The organism is Sphingobium sp. B12D2B, assembly GCF_025961775.1.
In the GTDB taxonomy this organism is placed as follows: domain Bacteria; phylum Pseudomonadota; class Alphaproteobacteria; order Sphingomonadales; family Sphingomonadaceae; genus Sphingobium.
Genome location: NZ_JAOQOH010000001.1, coordinates 1784388 through 1810286, shown reverse-complemented (window position 1 = coordinate 1810286; position 25899 = coordinate 1784388). Strand labels below are relative to the sequence as shown.

Here is a 25899-nt window from a genome sequence, read left to right as displayed (position 1 = left end):
GCGTCACGCGACCGGCGCGGCGCGGGAGAACAAAGCAAAGAAGTTCCGCGTCGTTGCCTGCGTCAGCGCCTCGAGGGACTCGCCACGGAGATCGGCCAGGAAGCGCGCGGTATCGGCGACGAACGCCGGTTCGCAGGGCCGTCCGCGGTGCGGCACCGGCGCGAGGAAGGGCGAGTCTGTCTCTACCAGCAAACGGTCGGCCGGAATGCGCGCCGCCGTCTGCTGCAAAGCCTTGGCGTTCTTGAAGGTCACGATCCCGGAAATACTGATGACCAGGCCGAGGTCCAGTGCGATGTCGGCAAAGGCATCGCTGGCGGTGAAGCAGTGGATCACTCCGGTGAATGTCCCCTGCCCCATCTCGTCCCGCAGAATAGCGGCGGTGTCCGCCTCGGCATCGCGGGTATGGATGATGATCGGCAGACCGGTCTCGCGCGCGGCGGCGATATGGGCGCGAAAGCTCGTCTGCTGCTGGACGCGATCGCTATGGTCGTAATAATAATCCAGCCCGGTCTCGCCGATACCGACGACACGGGGATTGGCCGCAGCGGCCACAAGCTTGGCGGTATCGACATGGGCATGGCTGTCCGCCTCATGCGGATGAATGCCGACGCTCGCCCAGACGTCCGCCTCGCGCTCGGCCAGTCCGATAATCGCGGCCCACTCCCGCTCGCGGGTGGAGATGTTGAGCATCGTGCCCACCCCCGCCGCACGCGCACGGGCGAGGACGGCGGGCTGATCCTCCACCAGCCCCTCATAATTGAGGTGACAATGGCTATCGACGAGCATCAGGCCTCCGCGGCGGGGAGTTCAAGGCGGGGGAAGAGCGGCTGCTGCGCGCCGACGACGTGGCCGCTCGCGCGCAGTGGCGTGTACCAGTCCGTGCCGATGGCGCTGAAGGTGCGCGCATCCTGGGGCAGCCCCATGCGGTCGAGCAGTTCCTCTGCGCTGCGCGGGATGACCGGCAGTGCCGAGACGGCCAGGGTGGCAATACAGACGTAGAGCGTCGCCAGCACGGCCTCCATACGGGCCGGATCGGTCTTGCGGAGCGCCCAGGGCGCCTGCGCATCCACATAGGCATTGCAGGCATAGGCCGCGCGCAGCCAGGCCTGGATCGCCTCGTGCGGGGCGAAGCGCTCGAATGCGCCCGGAACATCCTGCATGGCAATCTGCCGCACCTGCGCCAGCAAGGCCTCATCATCGGCATTGGGTGCCGGTGTGGGCACACGGCCTTCCAGGTTCTTGGCAATGAAGCTCAGCACGCGCTGGGCGAGATTGCCGAAGGCGTTGCCAAGCTCGGTATTCGATTTATGAACAATGGCTTCCGCGCTATAGCTGCCATCATTGCCGAAGCCGACCTCGGCCAGCAGGAAGTAGCGCAGCGGATCGACGCCGAAGGCCTCGGCCAGCTCGACCGGATCGGCAACATTCCCCAGTGACTTGGACATCTTCTCGCCGCGGTTGAGCAGGAAGCCGTGGCCGAACACCGTTTTCGGCAAAGGCAGTTTCGCGCTCATCAGGAAGGCCGGCCAGTAGACCGTGTGGAAGCGTACGATATCCTTGCCGATGATGTGGACGATGTCGCCCCCTTCCGCCCAGTAGCGCGCCATGCGTTCCGGATCAGAGGGATAGCCGCAACCCGTGAGATAGTTGGTGAGCGCATCGACCCACACATACATGACGTGATCCGGCGAGCCGGGGACCTTCACGCCCCAATCGAAGCTGGTGCGCGAGACGGACAAATCGCGCAGCCCGCCCTCCACGAAACGGAGAATTTCGTTGCGGCGGCTCTCGGGCTGAATGAAGTCCGGCTGATCGAGATACAGCGCGAGCAGGCGGTCCTGATAGGCCGAGAGGCGGAAGAACCAGCTTTCCTCCACGGTCCACTCCACCGGCGTGCCCTGCGGAGAGAGCTTTTCCCCGCCATCGCTGACACTTAGCTCGCTTTCATCATAATAGGCCTCATCGCGGACCGAGTACCAACCTTCATAGCGATCGAGATACAGGTCGCCATTGTCGACCATCGCCTGCCAAATGGCCTGGCTTGCGACATGATGGGCAGGCTCACTAGTGCGAATGAAGCGATCATAGCTGATGTTCAGAAGATCATCCATCTCCCTGAAATAGCCTGACATCTCATCGGCCAGGACGACGGGCTCAACGCCGCGCGCACGGGCGGCCTGCGCCATTTTGAGGCCATGCTCGTCGGTGCCTGTCTGGAAGAACACGTCCCGCCCCATCATCCGGGCCGCGCGGGCGAAGGCGTCCGTCGCGATTGCTTCATAGGCATGGCCGATATGCGGGCGGCCATTGGGGTAACTGATCGCCGTGGTAATGGTGAAGGGTTTGGGCATGATGTCCTGCTGGATAAGGGCCGTCTGAGGCGCGGCCTTCGCTTGCGGCTTCTCTAGCCGGGTACAGGGAGGATGCCTAGACTCCTCTCACCCGCAGCACAGCGCCGCGCGGCAAGCCGTGACCTATAGCAGCGAGCGGATCTGATCCACGCACAACACCGCAAACAGCAGCGAGGCTAGCCCCAGCATCAGGTTCGACCACCAGCCCGAGCGCCACTCCGCAGGCACGGCTTTCGAATTGAGCAGCCACATGAGCGTGACGGCGAGGAAGGGCATGAAGAAGGCCCCGAACGCCCCGTAGGCAATGATGAGCGCGAAAGGCTGGCCCAGAAACAGCAGGAGCATGGGCGGGAAGGTGAGCCAGAGGATGTAGAAGCGGAAAGCCGGCGTCCGGTCCAGCGTCGCCGCAATGGCCGGATCATGCACGGCAGTCTCCCCCGCCCGCTCCGCCCGGATACTGCGGACGAAGTCCGCGAACAGCAGCGACACGCCTTGCCAGACGCCGAGCACCGACGAAAAGGTCGTCGCTGCGAACCCGATGAGGAACAAGGTCGCCACGGTGCGCCCGAAGCGCGCTTCCAGCACCGCGCCCAGATCGAGCAAGCCCCGATCGCCGCCGGAAAGCGCGATCTGCGCGGTGTAGAGCAGTTCGGCACCGACGATGAGCATGGCGATCACAAAGACCCCTGTCGCGATATAGGCCACGCGATTGTCGAACCGCATCATCGGGATCCAGGCTGGAGAGCGCCAACCCTTCGCGTTGACCCAATAGCCATAGGCCGCGAGCGTAATCGTGCCGCCGACGCCGCCGATGAGGCCCAAAGTGTAAATGGCCGAGCCCTCCGGCAGCGTGGGCGCGAGGCCGATCAGTGCTGCGTCGAGATCCGGCATGACGAGGATCGCAAGCCCGACAACGACGACGAACATGACGCCGATCAGCAGCTTCATCACGGCCTCGAACACCGCATAGCGATTGAACAGGACGAACAGCGCGCCGGCGAGGCCCGACGCCATGCCCCACGCCCAGAACGGCAACAGGCCGGGAAACATCGCAGCGAGCGGCAGCGCAGTCGCGCTCATCGCCGTGCCGCCGTACACAAAGCCCCAGATCAGAATGTAGATGCCGAAATACCAGCTCGTCCAATGGCCGAGCGAGCGCCAGCCCTGCAGCATCGTCGATCCGGTGGCGAGATGATAGCGCCCGGTCGCCTCGGCCAGCGCGATCTTGATGATGCAGCCGATGACGGCGGCCCAGAGCAACGCATAGCCAAAGCGCGCGCCGGCAACGAGCGTGGCGACAAGATCGCCCGCGCCCACGCCGGTCGCGGCCACGACGATGCCGGGGCCGAGCCGTTTCCAGCGCTCCAGTCCGACGGGCGGGGTTTCGTCTAGCGGTGTGTAAGGCAAGTCGGGCGCATCTCGGTTTTGCCTGTGCTCGCTCGCCATCCTGTCAGTCCCCCACACTTGCCGTCCGCGAGGGGTATAGCGCGATTTTGGCGGTGTGGTGATTTTCCTGCGGAGCGAGCCGATGATGTACGCTTGGATGCGCTCCTGCGAAGGCAGGAGCCTGGGGCGGCTAGGCTCGTCGGTTTGGCCCTGGGCTCCTGCCTTCGCAGGAGCACCCTATTCAGAAAGGCCAGCGAGCACCTATCGCCCGACGCGCGCCACGGTCTCGCACAGGGTGTAGACCAGCGCGCCGGGCTCGAGCTGCAGCGGGGTGACAGCGCCGGCGCCGAGACGCTGCGCTTCCTCATAGGCGGCGATGCCCGGCCCGAGACTGGGTGCGGGCGCACCCCGCAGACGGCGGGCAATATAGCGCGGCACAAGATCGACAAAGGCTTCGAGGCGTGGGCGAGCCGCGACACCCGAGAGCGCGCTCATCAGGCCGGCGCGGGCGCCTTCCCCACCGCGTCCACCCTGCGCGATGGCATCGAGCGCACGCTCCAGCCCGGGCAGATCCAGATCCCGATTGACGATCGCCTGCCCCGGCGATCCCTCGGCACTGGCCGCCAGCGCGGCGCGCTCAGGCTCTGGCACCTCCGGCAGCGCGGTCGCCAGCGCCTGCGCCATGCTCGCATCATCGAGCGGTGCGAAGCGCATCACCCGGCAGCGCGAGCGGATAGTGGGCAGCAGGCGACCGGGCCGATGCGCCACGAGCAGGAAGATCGCACCCGTCGGCGGCTCTTCCAAGCTCTTGAGCAGGGCGTTGGCCGCGCCCGCCTCCAGATCATCCGCGCTGTCGATCAGTACGACCCGCCGGCTGCCCATGGAGGGCGCGCTGTGCAGCAGCCGCGAGAGGCTGCGCACCTGATCGACGGTGATGTTGCGGGCGAGTGCGCCGCTGTCAGTCTTGCTGTCGCGCTCAAGTCGTTCGAGCCGCATGAAATCGGGATGGGCCCCGCCGTCGAAAAGGCGCATGGCCGGGTCGGTGGGGTCCGGTGCGAGCCGGTCGGACGGAACGGGACGACCCGCGCCGCTCACCAGTAGCCGCCGAGCGAAATCATAGGCGATCCCGGCCTTGCCCAGCCCTCGCGGCCCGGCGAAGATCCACCCATGATGGAGCCGGGTCGTCGCGCTGGCCTCGATCAGCGCCGCGATCTGCTCGTCATGGCCGAGCCAGCGCGTCATGGCAGCCAGTCGGCGAGCGCGGCCAGCAGCCGATCGCGCACCGTCTCCATCGATCCGCTGGCATCAATGTCCCGGAAACGCACAGGTTCAGCAGCTGCGAACCGACGAAAGGACTCGGCCACATCGCGGTGAAAACCAGCATCGCGCCCGCCGATCCGGTCCACCGCCCCGGCATCCCGCGTGCCGGCCCGCTCGCTGCTCTCATCGAGCGGCAGGGCGAGGAGCAGGGTGCGATCCGGCAACAGCCCGCCCGAGCCGATGCGGTGAAGGGTCAGAATGTCCTCGTCGCTCAGCGCGCCGCCCACGCCCTGATAGGCACGGCTGCTGTCCAGAAAACGGTCGCAGATCACCCATTTGCCGGCCTCCACGGCCGGCAGAATGGTGCGCTCGGCATGATCGGCCCGGGCCGCAGCGAACAGCAGCGCCTCGGCGCGCACACTCCAGCGATCCGCCGCACCGGAGAGCAGGAGGCCGCGAATGGCCTCGGCCCCCTCGCTGCCACCGGGCTCGCGGGTCAGCACTGTCTCGATGCCGCGTGCCTCAAGCGCCTCCGCGAGCAGACGGGCCTGCGTGGACTTGCCGACGCCCTCCCCGCCTTCCAGCGTGATGAAGCGGCCGCGCGTCATGTCGGTACTCAGCTAAAGAAGGAGAGGAAGCCGTTCCACAGGCGCGCGAAGAAGCCGCCTTCTGCGACAGCTTCCTTGGCTACAAGCGGCAAGGTCTGCGTGGTGCCGTCCCCGGCATCCACCACCAGATGAGCAATCTCCTGCCCCTGCGCGATCGGCGCCTTGATCGGGCCGCGATAGACGACACGCGCCTTGATCTCGCCATTCGCCGCCGCAATCGGCACGGTCGCGACGAGATCGCGCGGCGTCACCAGATCGACCGAGCGTGCCCAGCCGCCCTGAACCTGCGCCTGTCCCAGGGTAACGCCCTTCTTCGCCAGCGGCTTGGACCGCCAGGCCTTGAAGCCCCAGTCCATGAAGCGCACCGATTCCTCCACGCGGCCATTGAAGCTGGTGAGGCCCGCAACGACCATCACGAGACGGCGGCCATTCTGCTGGGCCGAGCCGGTGAAGCCGTAGCCTGCCTCCTCGGTATGGCCGGTCTTGAGGCCATCCGCGCCATCCACACGCCCGAGAATCGGGTTGCGATTGGCCTGGCTGATCTCCGATCCGCCCATGGTCTGGCCCCAGGTGAAGGATTTGACCGTGTAGAATTGCTTGTAGAGGTCCGGCGTCTCGTCCAGCGTGTTGCGGGCCAGCGTCGCGAGATCGCGGGCGGTGGTGTAGGTGCGGCCTTCGTCGGGCCAACCGGTGGTGTTCGCAAAATGGCTGTTGGTCATGCCCAGCCGCTTGGCTTCGGCATTCATGAGATCGGTGAAGGCCTCTTCCGAGCCGGCAATGCCCTCGGCCAGCACCACGCAGGCATCATTGCCCGAGAGCGTGACGATGCCGTGCAGCAGGTTCTCGACCGAGACTTCCTCATTGACGGAGAGGAACATGGTCGAGCCCTGGCTGTGCCACTTGCGCCAGGTTTCCGGACGGACGGTGAACTTCTGGTCGAGCCGCAGCTTGCCCTGCTTGATGAGATTGAACGCCACATGCGCGGTCATCATCTTGGCCATCGAGGCCGGCGGCATCCGCCGGTCCGCATCCTTGTCGAACAGCACCCGGCCGGACGACAGATCGATCATATAGGCCACAGAGGCCTCGGAGGTGTAGCTCGGCGTGTTCGCCTGCGCGGCGGACAGGAAGAGCGGCAGAACGAGGGCAATCGGCAGAAGTGCGCGCATGGGAAAATCCGGTCGTTGACAGGTCATCGCGCGCCCTGCGGGCATCGCGGCTTCGCTTCGTCCTTAGCCATCCGCCATGGCTCTGCCTAGCCCCGGATCAAGGCCGCACCGCATCGGCCAGCAGGCCGACGGACAGCGCGTAGAAGTTCGAGCAATTGTAATCGAGGATCACGCGGTAATTGCCGGTGAGCAGATAGGCCGTCTTGCCCGGGCCATCCGGCTCGATCAGCGTCGCCTGAATGCTGCCATCCGGCCAGGAGCCGCCCTCCGGCGTGATTCCGAGCGCCTGCCACTCGCGCATCGAAAGCCAGCGACTGTGACGACCGAACACGCGCGGGCAGCGAGTGGGATTGAGCGTGCTGGTGATCCGGCCTCGATCGAACCCGGTCGGCAAGCGCACCGCGACGCCCCAAGGCTCGCCCTTGCGCCAGCCGGCGCGCTGGAAATAATTGGCGATGGAGGCCAGCGCATCGGGCTCGCTCGACCAGATATTGGGCGTCCCGTCACCATCGGCATCCACCGCATCGCGCAGATAGACGCTGGGCAGGAACTGCGGATAGCCAAACGCGCCAGCATAGCTGCCGACCAGCCGCTCACGCGGCACGCCGCGCTGCATCATCGCCATCACGGCCAGCAGCTCCGGCTCGAACAGCGCACGCCGGCGCCCTTCATAAGCCAGCGTCGCCAGCGAGCGGAGCAGGTCGAAATCGCCGCTGATCGTGCCGTAATTGGTCTCATGGCCGTAAATCGCGACCATGATCTCCTCCGGTACGCCCGTATCGCGCTCGATCGCCACCAGCAGCGCGCGATTGGCATTATAGACGGCGCGGCCGCGGGCAATCTTCCGCGCATCGATATGGCGCTGGCGATACGGCTCGAAATCGGGAATCGGGGCATTGTCGGCTGTCGGCAAATTGCCGCGATCCAGGGCCGCGACGCGCGGATTGAAGCTCAGCCCAGCAATTGCACGGTCGAATGTCGCATCGCTCACGCCCTGCGCCCGCGCCTTACCCCGCAGGCTCTCCAGATAGCCGGTGAACCCGGCCGCCGTCTGCGCATCCACCGGATCGTTCGACGATGGCAGCGCCTGCGCATTTGCAGGAACCTGCGCCGCGAGGGATAGACCAAGAGCGAGACCGCATAGCGGCAGGAGCCGACGGCGAAGCGAGTGCGTTGTCATCGGTGCATATTGGCAGAGTTGACGCACGGCGCGCAAGGCAAGCCTCCGCAATTGGACGCATCGCCCCTGCGACGAACCGCCCGCGCAACAATCCCTCGCTCGCGCGGGCTTCCTTTGCTGAACAGTTTCGATTAGGGCGCGGGACAACGGACAGGTGGCCGAGTGGTTTAAGGCAGCGGTCTTGAAAACCGCCGTGGGTGGAAGCTCACCGTGGGTTCGAATCCCACCCTGTCCGCCAAATCTTCTCACGCGGACTTTCTCTTCCGGTCGCTATTCTTTGGCGGCAGCGGATCGTGCGCCACCCCGCTTGCCCACATGTCCAAAAGTTCATGCAGGCGCCATGCTCCGGTTCGGTGCGCGGGGCCATAAGGGGCTTGCGATCCACGAAGGGTCGCTTGTTGAAGGAGATACCCTCATGAACCGTCGCCTGATCATTGCCGGCCTGGCATCCCTCGCAGCCATCGCCACGCCGGTTGTCGCGTCGGCCAAGACGGCACCGGCAAAGGAAAGCCATCACAAGGTGGCCAAGCCCGCCAAGTCGGCCAAGAGCACGACGACTGCATCGCTCGCTGCCCCGGCCAAGAGCACGACCGACAAGAAGTGACCCCCGTCACCGGAGCCATGCCGTCCCTCCCCTTGCCCGCATGGCTCCGGTCGACCGCTTCATCGAGACAGGCATGATCCTGTCGGCAGCGGAAGCAGACCGAAGGCCGCTCAGCCTCCCACGCCGATGAGAATTTCAACCGCGAACAGACCATGGCGGCGGGTGAAACGGACCTGACCGCCATGCATGCGCGCTACGGCCGCGACGAGCGATAACCCAAGGCCTGCCCCGGCCTGCCCGCGCGCGGCATCCAGCCGACCGAAGCGCCGCAAGGCCTCTGCTTCCCGATCCGGCCCGATGCCCGCCCCTTCATCGGCAAGGCCGACGATCACGTCTGCGCCCTCGCGATCCAGATACAGCGTCATCGCACCCGCGCCATATTTGAGCGCATTGTCGAGGAGGTTGGCGAGCGCCTGACCCAGCAATTCGCGATGGACGCTGACCTCGACCGGCCGCTCGATTGCGATGGAAAGGCTGCGGCCTTGCTCCTCGACCAGCGGCGCATACAAGTCTTCCAGATCGGCGAGCATCTCGCCCAGCAGCGTGGGCCGGAAGCGCTCGCGCCCGATGCCCGCCTCTGCGCGGCTGATCTCCAGCGCGGTGGTGAGCATGGCGAGCAGTTGGTCCGCCTCGCGGCTGATGCCCTCGATGGCCGTGCGCATCGCGGCCGGATCGTCCGTCTCCAGCGCCCGGTCGATTCGTGCGCGCAGACGGGTCAACGGCGAGCGCAGATCGTGCGCCATGCTATCGGTGACCGTGCGCAGTTCGCCGATCAGGCTGCCGATCCTGTCCAGCATCCCATTGATCGCCTCCCCCAACCGGTCGAAGCTGTCCCCGGAACCGTGCAGCGGCACGCGCTGCTCGATATCACCCGCGCCGACGCCCTCTGCCGTCGCGGCGATGTGTCCGATCCGCCGATCGATGATCTGCACCACGAACCAGGCGCCGGCGAGCGCGAGCGGCAAAGCGAGCGCCAGTGCGGTCAGCAGGGCCTCGTGGACGGTCTGGCGGATTTGATCGCTGGCCTCGGCGCGGCGGCCGACGAGCAAGCGGCGCCCATCGCCCAGCCGCGCGGCGGTGATGCCGAACGGGGCCGGCTCTGCATCTCCCAGCCGATAAAGCTCGGCACGGGTCCAGCCCGCCTCGGCCGTGACATTGGGCGGCCAGTCCGAGAGGTTTCCCGCCACTTTGCGCCCGTTGCGATCCACGAGCAGAATGAGGGCATCGTCATCTTCCGCCGTTCGCTCGGCAATCGCCCGGTTGAGCGCCTGCGCACCTTCGTCCCGGCCGATCATCAGCAGGCTGCCGCGATCCTCAACGGCAATGCTGCGGTCGGCCGCCGCGAGGTCGGCGCGCACGAATTGCGTGACCGAGGCCAGCAACGCCGCACCGAAGACCAGCTCCAGCAGCAAGATCCAGCCCATGAAGCGGACAGGCGACGAGCGCAGCCAGCGCAGGCCCGCCCCGGATGCGACACCCGGTCGACTCATTCGCCCAGCCGGTAGCCCGCGCCGCGCACGGTGTGGATCAGCGGGGCATCGCCCTCGACATCGATCTTCCGACGCAAGCGGCTGACATGCACGTCGATGACGTTGGTGCCGGGGTCGAAATGATAATCCCACACGCCTTCGAGCAGCATCGTGCGCGTGACGACCTGACCTGCGTAGCGCATCAGATATTCGAGCAGCCGGAATTCGCGCGGCTGAAGGTCGATCCGCCGGCCGCCGCGCTGTACCGTGCGCTTGAGCAGGTCCATGTGGAGATCGCTGCAGGCAAGCGTCGTCTCCACCGATGTACCATGGCCGCGCTTGCGCATCAGCAGTTCCAGCCGGGCGAGCAGTTCGGCAAAGGCAAAGGGCTTGACCAGATAATCGTCGGCACCCGCCGTCAGCCCCGTCACGCGGTCGTCGACTGAGCCGAGCGCGGTAAGCAGGATCACCGGTGTTTCGATGCCGGCAGCACGCAGCGCGCCCAGCACGGCCATACCGTCCATGCCCGGCAGCATCCGGTCGAGAATAATCGCGTCATAGCCGCCATCGGTCGCCATGAAGAGGCCGTCGCGCCCATCCGCGCTGTGATCGCCGACATGGCCGTGCTCCGCCACCCCCTTCAGGATGAACTCGGCCGTCGCACGATCATCTTCAATCAGGAGTATTTTTCTGCCCATTCCACCGTCCCTGCCGCCATCAACTGCCGCATCGCCGAGCGCGGGCCTCATATCGCACGGCGCCATGCGCCAGCGATAGCGGAATGTCGCAATGGGCGGGGTCGTCGATCATGTGCCGCGCCACGCCGAGCCTTCGCACTGCATGCCCATCCACAGCGCGCAATTGATCGCCCACCGCGATCGGCCCGCCCCCTGCCTGCCCGTCCCGCAGGCTGGTCACAACGATCCGGCCAGCCTTGTCCTCGCCCAGCGTAAACCCGGCATGCGCAGCATGGCGAGGCGCGGCCGCGGACGGGGGCACGAGGTGAGAGGACAGCAAGGGTGGCGCTCCCGCCAGCGGAACGAGAAAGATATAGAGGAGGCGGTTCGGGAGGCCCATGACATCCGGCCTAGACCATCGCGAATGGCGAGCGGCTGACCGCCACATGACATGAAGTTCATGAAGCGGCCACCGCGTTGACCGGCTGTCGCTGCCAGAGGATAACCCTCGGACGATCATGAACATGAGAGCAGCATGACGAGGCGCGGAGGACGGATGCGGAAGACGGCAATCACGCTCGCGGCCCTCACGGCTCTGGTGCTTATGGCGTTCGGCTGGCTGGGCTATCTCGGCAGCGACCCGTTTACGGTCTTGCGGCCCGCCGGCTACCAGCCCCGCGCCGGTGCGCCCGTGGCGGTCATCTTTTCCGGCGACATGGGCTTTCGCGTCGGCATGGGCCCCAAGATCGCGCAGCGCCTTGAGGCGGCTGGCATCCCGGTGGTTGGCGTCAACAGCCTGACCTATTATCGCCAGACCCGCACCCCATCTGAGGCTGCTGCGCTCATCACCCAGGCACTGGCGCAGGCGCGCGCCGTGAACCCGCAGGGGCGCGTGGTGCTGATCGGCCAATCCTTTGGCGCGGATATGCTCCATGTCGGCCTCGCCAACCTGCCGCAGGCGCAGCGGCGCGATATCGCTCTGGCGGCGCTCTTCGTGCCCGGCGCGACGGTCGAGTATCGTGCATCGCCAGGCGAGGTGCTGAGCTTCTGGGAGACCGAGCATGATGCCCTGCCTACCGCGAGCACGCTCAGCTGGCTCCCCTTGCTCTGCGTCTACGGCAAGGAAGAACCGCACAGCCTCTGTCCGCGCCTGCACCTGCCTAATTTGCGCAGTCAGGGTCTGCCCGGTGGGCATCAGCTGAACTGGGATGTCGAGGCGGTTAGGGGGCTATTGTTCGACGCGATGACCTCGGCCGGGATCAATCCTCATGGGTAAGCTGCTCGCCATAGCCGTTGCCGCCATGATCGGCGCCTTCACGCCGGCCCATGCCGAGAATGCCATTGCCGGGCATTGGATCAATCCGCGCGGCACGGTGGTCGTCACCACGGGCGATTGCGACGGCGGCCTGTGCGGCTGGGTGAGCTGGGCGAACGCGACCGCCCTTGCCGATGCCGCCGACGCTGGGGTCTCCAGGCTGATCGGGACCAAACTCCTGCAGGATTATCATGCCAAGTCACCGGGGCATTGGGCGGGCCGCGTCTATGTGCCGGACCTTGGCCGCACCTTCTCGTCCACCATCGAGCAGCTCGACCGGGATCGGGTGAAGATTTCCGGTTGCCTGATCGGCGGCTGGCTGTGCAAAAGCCAGATCTGGGTCCGCCAGGTTCAGGCCGATTAGCGCCCGATGGCCTCCGGGGGGGCAGATGAAGACCATGACTCAGCGCAATCGCACGATCCTGACCATCGGCGTTGCCTTGCTGTTGGCGGTGCTCGGTTTCGTGGCGCTCAGCCACTTGCTGCGCGAGGTCCATCTGCACGACGTGCGGGCGGCATTCCACGCCTTGCCTCCCCTCGCCTTTCTGGCTGCCGCGCTCCTCACCGCGTGCAGCTATGCCGCGCTGACGCTGTATGATGTGATGGCCCTGCGCACCATCGGGCGCCCACTACCTTACCGCACAGCCGCGATCGCCTCGTTCACCAGCTACACTCTGAGCCATAATCTCGGCCTCTCGCTGCTGACCGGCGGGTCGGCGCGATATCGGGTGTACAGCGCCGCCGGTTTGGGCGCCGGGGATATTGCCCGCGTGATCCTGATCGCCAGCCTGACCTTCTGGAGCGGTGTGTTCGTGCTCTCAGGCGCCATGCTCGCCTGGCGGCCCGAAGCGCTGGCTTATGACGGGATGGTCGCCCCGCCCGCTTTGCTGCGTGCGATCGGGCTCTCCCTGCTGCTCGCCACCGCTGCAGTCCTCCTCTGGTCCGGACGACGAGGGCGGACGCTTCATGTGCGTCGCTGGTCGGTCCCGTTGCCGCCGGCCAAGCAGATCATCGCGCTCATCGGGATCAGCGCGCTCGATCTTGCGGCGGCCAGCGCGGCGTTGTTCGTGCTGATCCCCGGCATCGAGATCAGCGCCTGGCCGGCCTTCTTCATCGGCTATACCCTGGCAATCGTCGCCGTGCTCATCACCCATGTGCCGGGCGGCATCGGCGTGTTCGAGGCGATCATGCTGATTGCCTTGCCCAATGTGGACCGGCCGGAGCTGGTCGCCGCCCTGCTGGCCTATCGCCTCATCTACTATATCGCTCCGCTGATTGTGGCGGCCGTGCTGATCGTGGTGCAGGAGGGCGCGCGCTGGCATAAGCCCATCGGACGAACGCTGCGTGGTGCTCAGGTCGTCGCCTCCGGCATGGCGCCACTGATGATCTCTGCGCTGGTCTTTTTCGGCGGCACGGTGCTGCTGATCTCCGGATCGCTGCCGACCATCCCCTGGCGCGCCAACACCGTGTCCGACATCGTGCCGCTGCCGTTCGTGGAGCTTTCCCACATGGCTGGTAGCCTGATCGGCGCGGCTCTACTGGTGCTCTCCGCCGGCCTCTACCGTCGCCTCGACGGGGCCTTCTGGCTCACGCGGCTCCTGCTGCTCGCTGGTGCGGTCTTCTCGATCGTGAAGGGGCTGGATTATGAGGAAGCAGGCGTCATGCTGCTCATCGCGGCCGCGCTGCAATGGTCCAAGCCCGCGTTCTACCGGCGCACACGCCTGCTGGCGGAGGCCTTCTCGCCCGGCTGGCTGGCGACGATTGCGGTGGTGGTCGGCCTCTCGATCTGGATCGGGCTGTTCGCCTATCGCCATGTCGATTATCAGAACGATCTATGGTGGCGCTTTGCCGAACGTGCCGACGCCGCGCGGTTCCTGCGCGCCAGCCTTGCCGTCGCGGTGTTGCTCGTGGGCGTCGGCCTTGCCCGACTGTTCGAGCCGGCCCGGGCCGAACGCGCCGTAGAAGCTGGGGTAGATGAGCCGTCCCCCGCCGCTATCGCGCTGGCCGACCGGACTGACGCAAATCTTGCCTTCACCGGAGACAAGCGCTTCCTCCACTCGCAAAGCGGCCGCGCTTTTCTGATGTATCAGATCAAGGGCGCCAGTTGGATCGTGATGGGCGATCCTGTTGGCGCCGAGGACGAATGGTCCGATTTGCTCTGGGACCTGCGCGAAAAGGCGGACGCGGCGCAGGGACGCCTGCTGCTCTACCAGATCAGCCCGGTCGCCCTGCCGATGGCCATTGAGTTGGGCCTGCGCATCACCAAATACGGCGAGGAAGCCCATGTGGACCTCGCGACATTCTCGCTCGATGGCCCCAGCGCCAAGTCGCTGCGCCATGCAGAGCGCCGGGCGACGCGCGAGGGCGCGACGTTCGAGGTGATCCCTGCGACCGACGTGCCCACCCATATGGGCGAACTCGAGCGCGTCTCCGATTTCTGGCTCAAGGCCAAGGGCCAGCGCGAGAAAGGCTTTAGCGTCGGCCGCTTCGACCCGGCCTATCTGGCAAGATTCGATTGCGCCGTCGTGCGCAGTCAGGGGCAGATCGTCGCCTTCGCCAACATCTGGCCGACACAGACCCGCTCGGAACTCTCCATCGACCTCATGCGCCATGACGACGCCGCGCCTTATGGCACCATGGACTTTCTGTTCATCCGCCTGATGCAATGGGGGCAGCAACAGGGCTATCGCTGGTTCAACATCGGCATGGCGCCGCTCTCCGGGCTGGAAGCGCGCCGCCTCGCGCCTTTGTGGTCAAAGCTCGGGGCGTTTCTCTATCAGCATGGCAATGCCTTTTACGGCTTTGAGGGGCTGCGCGCCTATAAGGAGAAATTCTCGCCCGAATGGGAGCCGCGGTACATCGCCGGGCCTCAGGGCATCTCGCTCGCCCGCGCGCTGATCGACCTGCAGAGCCTCATCGGCGGCAGCCCCCAGACCTGATCCATCGTCAGCGCTTCAGGGGCGCTTGCGAGCGAGGATGATCTGCGCCAGCAACGCCGCATTGCTATCGAAATGATGACCCCCCGGCACGACATATTGCTGGGCCAGCCCCTGCGGGATCTTGCCGCAGGCGCTCTCGTCTTCTTCCTGCCCGCGCACGCATTGGACCGCCAGGCCGCGCAGCCGGGTAATCGCCGGAATGATCGGCAGCCCGCCGCTATCGCCCACGTCCAGCCAGCTACTGAGGTGAAACTGGAAATCCGCCGTGCTGCTCAAGCCCAGGAGGGACACGCGCTCGATCTTGCTGCGGATGGCCGGCGGTAGAGCATCGACCATGAACGGGAGGGCATCCGCGCCGAAGCTGTAACCGATGAGCAGAACTCGCGGACGCGCCCATCGCTCGCTAAACGTCTCGATGAGCGCCGCGAGATCGCGGCCAGTCCCGGCAGGGGTGCGCGCAGTCCAGAAATATTCGAGGCTGTCCACGCCGACCACCGGTATCCCTGCCGCAGCGAGTTGGCTCGCCACGTCGCGGTCGATGCTCGCCCAGCCGCCATCGCCCGAATAGATGATCGCCATCAGATCGCGGTTCATCGGCGTCGGCGCCGCCTGCACCAATGTGAGCGGCATGGTGAGGTGCGGGAGCGCGCCGGCGGGAGGGCGTGGCTGGTCGCGCGGCAGGAGCGCCATCGTCGCATCGGCGATGGCTTGCGGCCATGCCTGCGCGGCTGGGGGCAGCGTTTTCTGGTTGGCGCCCGGCACCGCGCGCACGAAGGATTGCGTCCGGCCGACTTGCGCCGCCGTGCCCATGACGAGCCACGGCACGCCAATCTGCCTGTTCGGCTTCAACGACCAGCGGCCGGTCTGCCCGGCTCGCGCAAAGGACGCGCCGCCGGTCGCGCACCAAGGGCTGGCGCTGGTCACCTGCGGCGTGAAACCAATCGAAATCACCCCACGGTAGGGCGCGTTGGGCCATTGCGAGAGCGCAGCATAAGCAAGGGCGGCCCCCGCACCCTGGCCGATCAGCACGGGCTTGAGATAGGCCTCAATTCCCGCACGATGCTGGAGATCCTTGGAAAGATCGTTGATCGGCGCATTCAGGTTGAGGCAGCGTTGATGCCAACCCTGAACGGTCTTGAGCAACGTAGCGGCCGAAACCGTCGCAACGAGCAGCCCGCGCTGGCTCAAGCCCCGCGCGATCGGGGCGGCCGTCGGCGAATCCGAAAGAAAAATTACGGCACCCTGCGGCGTACCGGCCGGCCGGTCGACATGCACGGCGCCAAAGGGCGCCAGCCGATAGGATGCGCCCGGCGCGGCGGCGGGTGTGCGCCCCTGCGCAGTCGCGGTGACCGCACCCAGCAATCCCAACGCCAGAAAGCCGAGCAGTTTCTTGCGCATGTTTCTACCTCGCCTTCGATCCGACCGTCGGCGACCGCGTCGCCCGATGCCTGCAGCGGGCCGGGATACTACAGCGCCCGCTGCTCCGCGAGATGCTAGATGGGCTCGTCGCAAAAGTGGTCACTCACCCCTCTTGACGTGCCCCCTGCCCAGGCCGACTAGAGCGCGGCGAGGATGGAGCAGAGCATGACCGGCAGAGCAGTTCAGATGGCGGGATGGCAGACCGAGCATGTCATCGGATTTCGCCCGACCATGTCCGCCTTCCTGCTTAAATCCTTCAAGGGCTGGCTGACCCTGGCCGGATCGATCCTGCTGCTCGGGATTCCGTTTATTGCCGTGGGCGTGGTCGCGCTGCGCTATCGCATGACATGGTACGAGTTGAGCGGCGAGCGCCTGTTCATTCGGCAGGGCATCCTCGCCCGGACGGAAGAGGAGATCGAACTCTACCGCATCAAGGATGTGCGCGCGGATTTCTCCATCATTCAGCAGATGTTCGACGTCGGCAATCTGCAGATCATCTCCTCGGACCTGACGGGCGAAGGCGTCGATCGGCGCACCGTGCTGCGCATCAGCAACCTGGAAAATGCGCGCCATATCCGCACGGAGCTTCGCAACCGCGTGGAGCGCGCGCGCAGGCTCAAGGGCGTGCGCGAAATCGACATGTAAGCGCACCGGGCGCGCCGCCGGACCGGCGAGAACGGCGCGCACAAAAAAGCCCGGCCGTTTCCAGCCGGGCTTCCTTGAAATCGAGCGTTCGACTCAGGCGAAGCTGACAGTCGTGCGACGACGACGCATCATCGTACCAGCAATCGCAAACCCGCCGATCAGCATCATCCACGTTGCCGGCTCAGGCACGGGTGCCGCAACCGGCGAAACGCTGCCGGACAGGGCGAAGCGCGTGCCGCCATTCCACTTCACGACGGTCTCGTTCGAGAGCGCCAGCGACGTGCCATCAGCCGTCAGCGGGCTTTCGAAGACCAGCGCGATCGCCGAAATCGGCGAAACGAAGGTAGCGCCCAGACCGAGGGTGGACGACCAGGCGACGCTCGTCGCATCCGCAAGCGTGTAGGTGTCACCCGGGAAATTGCCGAAGAAGCCGTAATTATTTGCCGTGGTGCTGATCGAGAAATCGAGCAGTGTCGACAGATCGTCGCTGGTGGTGAACGATCCCGTCAGCGCACCGCCGCCGATGAAGTTCACGTCATCCAGCGTGAAGGTGATTGCTGCAGAGGCAGGCGCTGCCGCCAGCAGCATCGCACCGAGCGAAGCCGCCGCCAAAAGTGATTTACGCATGATAGTCTCCCACATGTGTCGCTGCGACTCTGCAGCTGACAGCGAGCGACATAGCAGACCTTTAAAATTGATTAACAACGATATTAACCATTGCTGTTCTAAAATGGGCCACTCTTTATCGCTTCGATGGTCCAGCGCGGTAAGGCTACGCCGGGCCCATCAGGCATTCCTGAGAAAGCCCCAGCCTCGTTTGACTTGAATTATCCCGCCACTTATGGACGGCGCCAAAGATCAATTGCTTGGCTGCACCTGCTGCGTCGCGGCCCTTAAAGAGCAGAAGGCTCTATGAGGGCATTCCACCTGGGAGAGATCAAGCGTGACGCGCGCGACCGCCGGGCATGGGATCGGGACGAACAGCAAATGGGCCGACATCACAGGCCGCATCAGAAAGGCAGGATCGCGTGAACGCTCTCGCAACGGACAATCGGCCAGTGGGCGGCGCCAAGCTGATCGACGGCAAGACCGTCGCCCTCAAGATGCGCGACGAGCAGCGCGCGCGGGTCGAGGCACTTCAGGCGCGCGGCGTAACGCCGGGTCTTGCGGTTGTGCTGGTTGGTGAGGATCCCGCCTCCGCCATCTATGTCAGCCGCAAGGTGAAGGCCTGCGAGGCGGTCGGCATCAAGTCGATCAGCCATCGTCACCCGGCCACCATCACCAATGAGGAATTGCTCGTGCTGATCGGCAAGCTGAATGCCGATCCCAATGTCCACGGTATTCTCGTCCAGTTGCCCCTGCCCAAGCATATCGACATGGAGAAGGTGCTGGAGACGATCGCGCCCGAGAAGGACGTGGATGGCTTCCACCTTTACAATGTCGGCGCGCTGGTGGTGGGGCGCCAGGTCTTCCCGCCCTGCACGCCTTATGGCGTGATGAACCTGCTCAAGCATGAGGGCATCCCCATCGAAGGGCGCAATGTCGTCGTGGTCGGCGCATCCAACATCGTCGGCAAGCCGATGGCGCTGATGCTCATGGCCAATGATGCGACGGTCGCGATCTGCCATGCCAAGACGCGGGATCTCGGCCAGTGGACCATCCTCGCCGATATTCTCGTCGTCGCGGCCGGCGTCCCGAACCTGATCGTGCCGCAGATGGTGAAGACCGGTGTGGTGGTGATCGACGTCGGTATCAATCGCCTGCCCGATGGCCGCGTGGTCGGCGATGTGGATTTCGAGGGCGTTTCCAAAAAGGCGAGCCACATCACGCCCGTGCCGGGTGGCGTCGGCCCGATGACCATCGCGATGCTGCTGGAGAACACCATCCAGTCAGCCGAGCGAATCGCGGCCAATAAGGAAGGCTGATCAGTGTTCCAGCGCACTGGCGGATCGCCCGCCGGTGCGCTCCGCTTCAATCGATCAGCCGACGCGCCGCGCTTCAATGGCCGCATAACGGTCATCGATCGGGGTGATGCCGGTCATTTCGAGCCCAGTCGCGCTCAGCAAGGTGCGATATTCGGCCTCCGTTCGCTCCTTGCCGCCAACGCTGAGCATGATGAGGTCGCCCCGGATCACGTCTTCGTCGCCCGGCCCGACACGCTCGGGCACGATCCGCTCGATGATCAGGATGCGCCCGTCCCCTATTGCATCCCGACAGTTGGACAGGATTGTCCGACACCGCGCGTCGTTCCAATCGTGCAGAATGAATTTGAGAAGAATAAGGTCCGCGCCGGGCGGAACGGTATCGAAAAAGCTGCCGCCGAGATAGGCAATGCGATCTCGAACGGACTGCCCATCCTGCCACTTGAGCGCAGCATCGCCGAGCGTTGCCAGGTCGAAAATTTCGCCGCGCAGATGGGGATGGGCTTCGAGCAGGCCAACGAGCAGTGCGCCATAGCCGCCGCCGACGTCCCGCACCGTCTTCACATCCGAAAAGTCATAAGCCCGCGCGAGAGCCCGGCCGGCACGCAGGCTCCCTTCTGCCATGGCGCGGTTAAAGACATCCGCCCGCGCCGGATCAGCTTGCTGCTGGACGAAATGATCAGGACCGGAGGGCACGGAGGGCTCCCCGCTCTTCACGCTGACACCCAAATTGGCGAAGCTGTTCCACATCCGCTCATTCCAATGTCCGCTCATGCCATACAGCGAATCTGGCGCGTCCTTGCGCAGGCAATCCCCGACCGGCGTAAGCGAGAAGCGATCCGCGCCCTCATGCGTGACAAGGCCAAGCACCGCCAGTGCGCGCAGCAGGCGCATGACCCCGTCCTCACTGGCACCCAGTGACTGAGCGATAGCCGCGCTATCGTGGTGTCCGGCCGCGAGTTCCTCGACGAGGCCCAGCCCAACCGCCTCGCCAATCACCTTGGTCTTCCAGGCCGCCGTGATCATGTCTATAAGCCGATGCCGCTCTTCACGGTCGATTGTGCCGTCCATGCTCTTCCTCCCTTATCGGATGCCATGATGGCAGAGCCGCCATCAGCGCTCAACCGCGCCCATCATCGACGATTGACTTGTGCGAACACGCAGCGTCAAGAGAAGCGCCATGGCTGAACCGACCCGCCCGCCTGAAGCGGCTCCCGTCCTGTTCTTCGATTCCGGCGTGGGGGGGCTTTCCATCTTGCGCCCCGCCATGGCCCTGCTGCCGACGATGCCCATCGTCTATGCCGCCGATAATGCCGGCTTTCCCTACGGCATCAAGAGCGAGGCGGAGATCGCGGCACGCGTCCCGGCGCTCCTGGGCCGGCTGGTGGAGCGCTATCGCCCCCGCATGGCCGTGATCGCCTGCAACACCGCTTCGACCATCGCCCTCGCCTCCGTACGTGCGGCGCTCGATATTCCCGTCGTCGGCACGGTGCCGGCGATCAAGCCGGCCGCTCTGGCCTCGAAAACTCGAGTCATCGGCGTGCTCGGTACCGATGCCACGGTGCGACAGCCCTATGTGGATCGGCTCGCCCGCGAGCATGGCGCGGACTGTACGGTCTTGCGGCATGGCAGCGCCGCTCTGGTCGCTTATGCCGAGGCGCGGCTGCGCGGTGCACCGGCCGACCCGGAAATTCCGGCTACTGCTCTCGCCGGCCTGCTCGAGCAGCCGGGCGGAGACCGGATGGACATGGTGGTCCTCGCCTGCACGCACTTTCCGTTGGTGGAAGCTGAACTGGCCGAGGCCGCGCCGCACCCCATCACCTTTCTCCACGGTGGCGACGGAATCGCGCGGCGGATCGCCTGGCTGAACGGCGATGCGCCCTGGCCGGCCGACCCGGCGCCGGGCAAAGCCGTCTTCACCGGCCCCTCACCGGACATCGAAGCACTCAGCCCCGCGCTGCAGACCTACGGCATCACCAAAACCGAACTACTTTGAGCCAAATCAAAGCGTAGCGGCGCCACATCATTAGACGCCAATATCGACTTGCAAGCCATTATCAGTGGAATTGCGAGCCATAGACCGCTAGAGGCGCGGTATCGAGACGGGACAAGCTGCCGACCATGAATTATCAGCATGTTTTCACGCAGGCGATCGAGCGCCTGCATGGCGAGGGCCGCTACCGGGTCTTCATCGACATTCTGCGGAACAAGGGCGCCTTCCCCAATGCGCGCTGCTTTGCCGGGCATAACGGTCCGAAGCCGATCACCGTCTGGTGCTCCAACGATTATCTCGCCATGGGCCAGCATCCCAAGGTGATCGCGGCCATGGAAGAGGCGCTGCACGATGTCGGCGCCGGCTCCGGCGGCACCCGCAATATCGGCGGCAACACCCATTATCATATCGATCTGGAAGCCGAGCTGGCTGACCTGCACGGCAAGGAGAGCGCGCTGCTCTTCACATCCGGCTATGTCTCCAACGAGGCGACACTCGCCACGCTGGGCAAGCTGCTGCCCGGCTGCATCATCTTTTCTGATGCGCTCAACCACGCCTCGATGATTGCGGGCATCCGCAATTCGGGCTGCGAGAAGCGCGTGTTCCGTCATAATGACGTGGCCCATCTGCGCGAACTGCTGGCCGAGGCCGATCCGGATGCGCCCAAGCTGATCGCCTTCGAGAGCGTTTATTCGATGGACGGCGACGTGGCGCCCATCCACGACATCTGCGACCTTGCCGATGAGTTCAACGCGCTCACCTACTGCGATGAAGTGCATGCCGTAGGAATGTACGGCCAGCGCGGCGGTGGCATCACCGAGCGGGACGAGGCGGCGCACCGCATCACGATCCTCGAGGGCACGTTGGGCAAAGCCTTTGGCGTGATGGGCGGCTATATCGCTGCCGACAAGGTGATCATCGATGTGATCCGCAGCTATGCGCCGGGTTTTATCTTCACTACCTCCCTCTCGCCCGTGCTCGTTGCCGGCGTGCTCGCGGCCGTGCGTCACCTCAAGCAGAGCCAGGTCGAGCGCGACGCGCAACAGGCTGCAGCGGCGTTCCTCAAGGCCGAGATGGCCAATGCCAATCTGCCGGTCATGCCGTCGGTCACCCATATCGTGCCGCTGATGGTGGGCGATCCGGTGAAGGCCAAGCGGATCAGCGACATTCTGCTCGCCGAATATGGCGTGTATGTGCAGCCCATCAACTTCCCCACCGTGCCGCGTGGTACGGAGCGGCTGCGGTTCACGCCCGGCCCGTCCCACAGCGAAGAGATGATGCGTGAGCTCGTCTCCGCGCTGGTCGAGATTTGGGATCGGCTGGACCTGGAGTTCCGCAAGGCGGCCTGATCGGCGGCACGGGAAATCGGGCGAGCGGTTCCGATTTCCCACCCATTTTTTGCCAGCTGTGTTACACTTCTCGCGTTGAGGCGGGGAGTTTCGCTGTTTATCATCGAGTCGGCTGTGCATTGCAGCAGACGGTGCGCGGAATTCCGCTTTGCCCCTCGATAGGAGGGACATCCGATGAGAAAATTAACCGACGAATGCACGGACATGGCGAGAGCCATGCTCGATGCCGAGTTATACGCAATCGCCCGTCGTGCGGCTGCGCGCGAGTCGAATACCCCGCTGCAACAGGCGGTGAACACCGAAATTGCCCGTCGTAATCTGCCCTTCCGGGGTGAACTGCGTTACGGTTGATCTGGCCGCGCTAGGTGGCGGGGCGCTGGCTCGTGCGCACGAGATCGGCGAGCTTGTCGCTGGCAATGGCCGGCGAACGCAGAAAACCCTGATAGCAAGTGCAGCCCGCCCGCGCGAGAAGCGCGAGTTGCTGCTCGGTTTCCACACCCTCGGCGATCACGCCCAGCCCCAGCGAGCGCCCCATATCGATGATCGCCCGGACGATCACACGATCACGCGCAGTGCCCTCGATATCGCGCGCGATGCTCCGGTCGATCTTGAGATAATCGAGCGGCAGGGCCTTGAGATAGGCAAGGCTTGAATAGCCGGTTCCGAAATCGTCGACCGCGACCTTGAGCCCCGCCTCTCGCAATTGCGTGAGCAGAAGCGAGGCGCCGGCGAGATGCTCGACCAGGCCGCTTTCGGTCAGTTCGACGGTCAAACGCTCGCGCGCGAAGCCCGATGCATCGACGGTCCGGAGGAAGTTCTGCAGGAAATCCGGCTCGGAGATATCGGCCGCGGTCACGTTGATCGCTAACCGCAGATCGCGCAGCTCATCGGGCCATGCCGCCGCCTCCGCCAATGCCCGCGCATGAATATGATCGGAGAGCGGCAGCATGAAATCGGATCGCTCGGCGATGGCAAACAGCGCGCCGGCGCCGATCTCGCCATAATGGGGGTGCTGCCAGCGGGCGAGCGCCTCGACGCCCACGATGCTGTCATCCTCCATGGCATATTGCGGCTGGAACAGGAGCTGGATCTGCCCGGAATCGAGGGCGTGGCGCAGGTCGTTCTGCAAGCGATCGTCATCCACGATGCGGCTGGCTTCGTCCGCCACCCGGATGCGGATGCCGCCCTGCGCACTCCCGCGCCGGGCGTCCGCGAGCGCATTGCTCGCGCGGCGCAGAATCGTCTCGGCCGCATCGCCCGATTGACCGGGCGCAAGGCCGCAGCGCGCCGTCAGGCGAATGAGATAGTCGCCCGCGTTGAAAGGCCGACTGATTTCCGCGACGATTTGCTGCGCGAGCAGCGTTGCCCGCTCGACGGAAGGCAGCGCGGTTTCAGGCCCACCCAGCACGGCGATGACGAACTCCGTGCCGGTGATCCGCGCCACCAGCGAGTCGCGCGGCGCCATGGCATCCACGAGCCGCTGGAGGCGGATCGCCACCCGAGAGAGCATCGCATCGCCGACCAACCGCCCATAAGCGCTGTTGACCCGGTCGAAATCGCCAAGCCCGATCAGCAGAACCGCCGGCAGCCGCCCTTGCGCCAAATGATGGTCGAGCCAGCGGATCGCGCCTTGGCGGCTGGCAAGGCCAGTCATCGGGTCCCGATCCCGCCGGTTGGCGCGATGATGCACATCGAGTTCCTCGACCTCACCGCTAAAGCCCTGCGCGTCCGGATAGAGATGCTGGACCAGCCGTCGATCCGGCTGGGACGGGACGGCATGGGCAAAGGCGGAGGGCATCAGGTCGTCAACGGCGCGGCGGATCGCGGCCACGGCCCCTGCCCGGTCCGCCCGATCCAGCGCGCGGACCAGATCGGCAATGCCCAGCCGGGCATGATCGGCATCCGGCACCATGATCCGCAGCAGATCGCCCAGCGCCGGGCTGATCGCGAGCGTCCGCTCCGCCCCGTTCCAGCGCCAGAACAGGCCATCGCTGCGTGCGACAGCATGGCGGTTGCCCGCCGCGGCAAGACTGCCGATCAATCGCTCGGCGAGTTTGTCCGCGGTGCGCAGCGCGATGGTGAAGCGGGCCTCGTCGATCTCGCCATCAAGCAGATGGGTGGCGCCGGCGGCGATCAGCCCGGGGACGTGCGGCGCGCCGACGTCTTCAACGAGCAGCAGCAAGGCGCCCCCGGAGGCTTCGACGGCGGCGGCAAGGGCTTTCACCATTTCGAGGGCATCATCCGGCGTCACGCCGCGCAGATCGATGACCGCGATGCGCGCTAGGCTCCCGAGATAGCGGCTCTCGGCCCGGTCCAACCGCCGCGCCGCGATGGGCTTCCACCCGGCCTGCGCAGCACAGGCGGAAAGCGCGTCACGGTGCGCGGCCGAGAGAATGAACAGCGGCAGCCCGCCCATGTCCCCGGACAGGCCGGAGGACTGGTCGCCCTCTTCATGGGGCCGGGTTGCGGCAGGCTCACTCACAATGGTCGCGATCCGTTCAGGCTCGTGGATTAGCGGACGGGATCGAGCGCAACCGACGCGCGATGGTTGCGCCTTCCCCCCGCATCGCCTAGCTAATGCGTATGGCGAACGCAATCGACAGCCTCCCCGACGCAGCTCCGGCCATGCGCGACAGTCACGGTCGCCGCATCGACTATCTGCGGATTTCGGTGACGGATCGCTGCGATCTGCGCTGCCGCTACTGCATGAGCGAGACAATGCAGTTCCTCCCCCGGCGGGAAATCCTGACGCTGGAGGAAATTGCAGTCATCGCCGAGCGCTTCATTGCCCGGGGCGTCCGCCGGATTCGCCTGTCCGGCGGCGAGCCGCTCGTGCGTCGTGATTTCGGCGACCTCGCCCGTGCGCTGGGGCGCCATGTGAAGGCCGGCCGGCTGGACGAACTGACGCTGACGACCAACGGCACGCAACTCGCGACCTATGCCGACATGCTGTTCGATGCCGGCATCCGGCGCATCAACGTCAGCCTCGATGCGCTCGATCCGGACATTTTCGCGCATGTGACGCGCGGGGGCGATATCGCCAAGGTGCTCGGCGGTCTTGAGGCCGCGCGGCAGGCGGGCCTCAAGGTCAAGCTCAACACTGTGGCGCTGCGGGATACCAACGAAGGCCAGATGCTGCCGCTGCTCGATTATTGCGCGCAGCAGGGCTTCGACCTCACCCTGATCGAGACAATGCCGCTCGGCGAAGTGGCAGAGGATCGCTCGGATCGCTTCCTGCCGCTGATCGAGGCAATCGCTCCGATTCGCGAGCGGCACGCTCTCATCCCGCTGGATGACCGCACCGGCGGGCCGGCGCGCTATTTTGCCCTCTCCGGCCTCAAGACCCGGCTGGGCCTCATCACGCCGCTCTCCCAGAATTTCTGCGCCGATTGCAACCGGATGCGCCTCACCTGCCAGGGACGCATCTACATGTGCCTGGGGCATGAAGATCATATCGATCTCAAGGCCGCATTCCGCGAACAGGGTGTCGCGGGGATCGACGCCCTGCTCGACCGGGCGCTGGCTGCCAAGCCGCTGGCACATGACTTCAGCGTCGCGGCTGGCGCGCAGCCCGCCACGCGCCGCCACATGAGCGTGACGGGCGGATAACGCC

24 protein-coding genes and 1 tRNA gene are annotated in these 25899 nt (G+C 65.5%); 11 read left to right on the top strand and 14 right to left on the bottom strand.

What is annotated here, in order from left to right:
• Nucleotides 1-3: 3 nt before the first annotated feature.
• The 7 genes from M2335_RS08600 to M2335_RS08570 all read right to left on the bottom strand — a co-directional run bounded on the left by M2335_RS08600 (nucleotide 4) and on the right by M2335_RS08570 (nucleotide 7954).
• On the bottom strand, nucleotides 4-786 hold the full coding sequence (locus M2335_RS08600; protein WP_264594408.1) for a TatD family hydrolase: 783 nt from the start codon (nucleotides 784-786) through the stop codon (nucleotides 4-6).
• Entirely contained in the window at nucleotides 786-2351 is a 1566-nt protein-coding gene (metG, locus tag M2335_RS08595) for a methionine--tRNA ligase (protein WP_264594407.1), read from the bottom strand. The genes M2335_RS08600 and metG overlap by 1 nt, the downstream gene beginning before the upstream one ends.
• A gap of 123 nt (nucleotides 2352-2474) precedes the next feature.
• Nucleotides 2475-3758: an Nramp family divalent metal transporter gene (locus M2335_RS08590; RefSeq protein WP_264594406.1), complete on the bottom strand. Its 1284-nt coding sequence runs from the start codon at nucleotides 3756-3758 to the stop codon at nucleotides 2475-2477.
• A 240-nt stretch (nucleotides 3759-3998) separates the two neighbouring features.
• Nucleotides 3999-4979: a DNA polymerase III subunit delta' gene (locus tag M2335_RS08585; protein ID WP_264594405.1), complete on the bottom strand. Its 981-nt coding sequence runs from the start codon at nucleotides 4977-4979 to the stop codon at nucleotides 3999-4001.
• Complete coding sequence (gene tmk, locus M2335_RS08580) at nucleotides 4976-5605, bottom strand: dTMP kinase (RefSeq protein ID WP_264594404.1); 630 nt, start codon at nucleotides 5603-5605, stop codon at nucleotides 4976-4978. Before tmk ends, M2335_RS08585 begins: the two co-directional genes overlap by 4 nt.
• A gap of 8 nt (nucleotides 5606-5613) precedes the next feature.
• The gene (locus M2335_RS08575; RefSeq protein ID WP_264594403.1) at nucleotides 5614-6774 is read right to left on the bottom strand and encodes a D-alanyl-D-alanine carboxypeptidase family protein; all 1161 of its coding nucleotides are present in this window, start codon (nucleotides 6772-6774) and stop codon (nucleotides 5614-5616) included.
• A 97-nt stretch (nucleotides 6775-6871) separates the two neighbouring features.
• Nucleotides 6872-7954, bottom strand: coding sequence for a lytic transglycosylase domain-containing protein (locus M2335_RS08570; RefSeq protein WP_264594402.1), 1083 nt, complete (start codon nucleotides 7952-7954; stop codon nucleotides 6872-6874).
• A gap of 148 nt (nucleotides 7955-8102) precedes the next feature.
• Between M2335_RS08570 and M2335_RS08565 the strand changes: the two genes are divergently transcribed.
• Both M2335_RS08565 and M2335_RS08560 read left to right on the top strand, forming a co-directional pair.
• A tRNA-Ser gene (locus M2335_RS08565) sits at nucleotides 8103-8192 on the top strand.
• 177 nt (nucleotides 8193-8369) lie between these two features.
• Nucleotides 8370-8558, top strand: a complete 189-nt coding sequence (locus M2335_RS08560; RefSeq protein ID WP_264594401.1) for a hypothetical protein — start codon at nucleotides 8370-8372, stop codon at nucleotides 8556-8558.
• A gap of 110 nt (nucleotides 8559-8668) precedes the next feature.
• Here M2335_RS08560 and M2335_RS08555 read toward each other — a convergent pair whose 3' ends face one another.
• The 3 genes from M2335_RS08555 to M2335_RS08545 are packed head-to-tail and all read right to left on the bottom strand — an operon-like array spanning nucleotide 8669 to nucleotide 11104.
• Complete coding sequence (locus M2335_RS08555) at nucleotides 8669-10048, bottom strand: sensor histidine kinase (RefSeq protein ID WP_264594400.1); 1380 nt, start codon at nucleotides 10046-10048, stop codon at nucleotides 8669-8671.
• Nucleotides 10045-10725, bottom strand: coding sequence for a winged helix-turn-helix domain-containing protein (locus M2335_RS08550; RefSeq protein WP_264594399.1), 681 nt, complete (start codon nucleotides 10723-10725; stop codon nucleotides 10045-10047). The genes M2335_RS08555 and M2335_RS08550 overlap by 4 nt, the downstream gene beginning before the upstream one ends.
• Before the next feature lie 19 nt (nucleotides 10726-10744).
• Complete coding sequence (locus tag M2335_RS08545) at nucleotides 10745-11104, bottom strand: hypothetical protein (protein ID WP_264594398.1); 360 nt, start codon at nucleotides 11102-11104, stop codon at nucleotides 10745-10747.
• A 156-nt stretch (nucleotides 11105-11260) separates the two neighbouring features.
• On the opposite strand from M2335_RS08545, the gene M2335_RS08540 reads away from it, so the two are divergent.
• Genes M2335_RS08540 through mprF form a run of 3 tightly spaced genes read left to right on the top strand, consistent with a single transcriptional unit; the run spans nucleotide 11261 to nucleotide 14958 of the window.
• Nucleotides 11261-11980 (top strand): virulence factor, encoded by a 720-nt coding sequence (locus M2335_RS08540; protein ID WP_264594397.1) that lies wholly within the window; start codon nucleotides 11261-11263, stop codon nucleotides 11978-11980.
• The gene (locus tag M2335_RS08535; protein ID WP_264594396.1) at nucleotides 11973-12383 is read left to right on the top strand and encodes a DUF2147 domain-containing protein; all 411 of its coding nucleotides are present in this window, start codon (nucleotides 11973-11975) and stop codon (nucleotides 12381-12383) included. Before M2335_RS08540 ends, M2335_RS08535 begins: the two co-directional genes overlap by 8 nt.
• Nucleotides 12384-12408: 25 nt before the next feature.
• Nucleotides 12409-14958 carry a bifunctional lysylphosphatidylglycerol flippase/synthetase MprF gene (gene mprF / locus M2335_RS08530; protein WP_264594395.1) on the top strand — a complete coding sequence of 850 codons (2550 nt, stop codon included), beginning with the start codon at nucleotides 12409-12411 and terminating at the stop codon, nucleotides 14956-14958.
• Nucleotides 14959-14973: 15 nt separating this feature from the next.
• Here the strand turns inward: mprF and M2335_RS08525 are convergent, their stop codons facing one another.
• Nucleotides 14974-16356, bottom strand: coding sequence for an AcvB/VirJ family lysyl-phosphatidylglycerol hydrolase (locus tag M2335_RS08525; protein WP_264594394.1), 1383 nt, complete (start codon nucleotides 16354-16356; stop codon nucleotides 14974-14976).
• A gap of 186 nt (nucleotides 16357-16542) precedes the next feature.
• On the opposite strand from M2335_RS08525, the gene M2335_RS08520 reads away from it, so the two are divergent.
• Entirely contained in the window at nucleotides 16543-17022 is a 480-nt protein-coding gene (locus M2335_RS08520; protein WP_264594393.1) for a PH domain-containing protein, read from the top strand.
• A 93-nt stretch (nucleotides 17023-17115) separates the two neighbouring features.
• Here M2335_RS08520 and M2335_RS08515 read toward each other — a convergent pair whose 3' ends face one another.
• Nucleotides 17116-17649: a PEPxxWA-CTERM sorting domain-containing protein gene (locus tag M2335_RS08515; protein WP_181559787.1), complete on the bottom strand. Its 534-nt coding sequence runs from the start codon at nucleotides 17647-17649 to the stop codon at nucleotides 17116-17118.
• Nucleotides 17650-18050: 401 nt separating this feature from the next.
• Between M2335_RS08515 and folD the strand changes: the two genes are divergently transcribed.
• A complete protein-coding gene (gene folD / locus M2335_RS08510) occupies nucleotides 18051-18947 on the top strand; it encodes a bifunctional methylenetetrahydrofolate dehydrogenase/methenyltetrahydrofolate cyclohydrolase FolD (RefSeq protein WP_264578979.1) in 897 nt (298 codons plus the stop codon).
• 54 nt (nucleotides 18948-19001) lie between these two features.
• On the opposite strand, the gene M2335_RS08505 is transcribed toward folD, so the two are convergent.
• A complete protein-coding gene (locus tag M2335_RS08505) occupies nucleotides 19002-20015 on the bottom strand; it encodes an acetylserotonin O-methyltransferase (protein WP_264594392.1) in 1014 nt (337 codons plus the stop codon).
• A 109-nt stretch (nucleotides 20016-20124) separates the two neighbouring features.
• Here M2335_RS08505 and murI point away from each other — a divergent pair, with 109 nt between their 5' ends.
• The 3 genes from murI to M2335_RS08490 all read left to right on the top strand — a co-directional run bounded on the left by murI (nucleotide 20125) and on the right by M2335_RS08490 (nucleotide 22637).
• Entirely contained in the window at nucleotides 20125-20940 is an 816-nt protein-coding gene (gene murI, locus M2335_RS08500) for a glutamate racemase (protein ID WP_264585135.1), read from the top strand.
• A gap of 125 nt (nucleotides 20941-21065) precedes the next feature.
• Nucleotides 21066-22286 (top strand): 5-aminolevulinate synthase, encoded by a 1221-nt coding sequence (gene hemA / locus M2335_RS08495; protein WP_264572941.1) that lies wholly within the window; start codon nucleotides 21066-21068, stop codon nucleotides 22284-22286.
• A 174-nt stretch (nucleotides 22287-22460) separates the two neighbouring features.
• Complete coding sequence (locus M2335_RS08490) at nucleotides 22461-22637, top strand: hypothetical protein (RefSeq protein WP_181559792.1); 177 nt, start codon at nucleotides 22461-22463, stop codon at nucleotides 22635-22637.
• 10 nt (nucleotides 22638-22647) lie between these two features.
• Here the strand turns inward: M2335_RS08490 and M2335_RS08485 are convergent, their stop codons facing one another.
• Nucleotides 22648-24768 carry a putative bifunctional diguanylate cyclase/phosphodiesterase gene (locus tag M2335_RS08485; protein WP_264594391.1) on the bottom strand — a complete coding sequence of 707 codons (2121 nt, stop codon included), beginning with the start codon at nucleotides 24766-24768 and terminating at the stop codon, nucleotides 22648-22650.
• Nucleotides 24769-24911: 143 nt separating this feature from the next.
• Between M2335_RS08485 and moaA the strand changes: the two genes are divergently transcribed.
• Nucleotides 24912-25895 (top strand): GTP 3',8-cyclase MoaA, encoded by a 984-nt coding sequence (gene moaA, locus M2335_RS08480; RefSeq protein ID WP_264585138.1) that lies wholly within the window; start codon nucleotides 24912-24914, stop codon nucleotides 25893-25895.
• Nucleotides 25896-25899 lie beyond the last annotated feature (4 nt).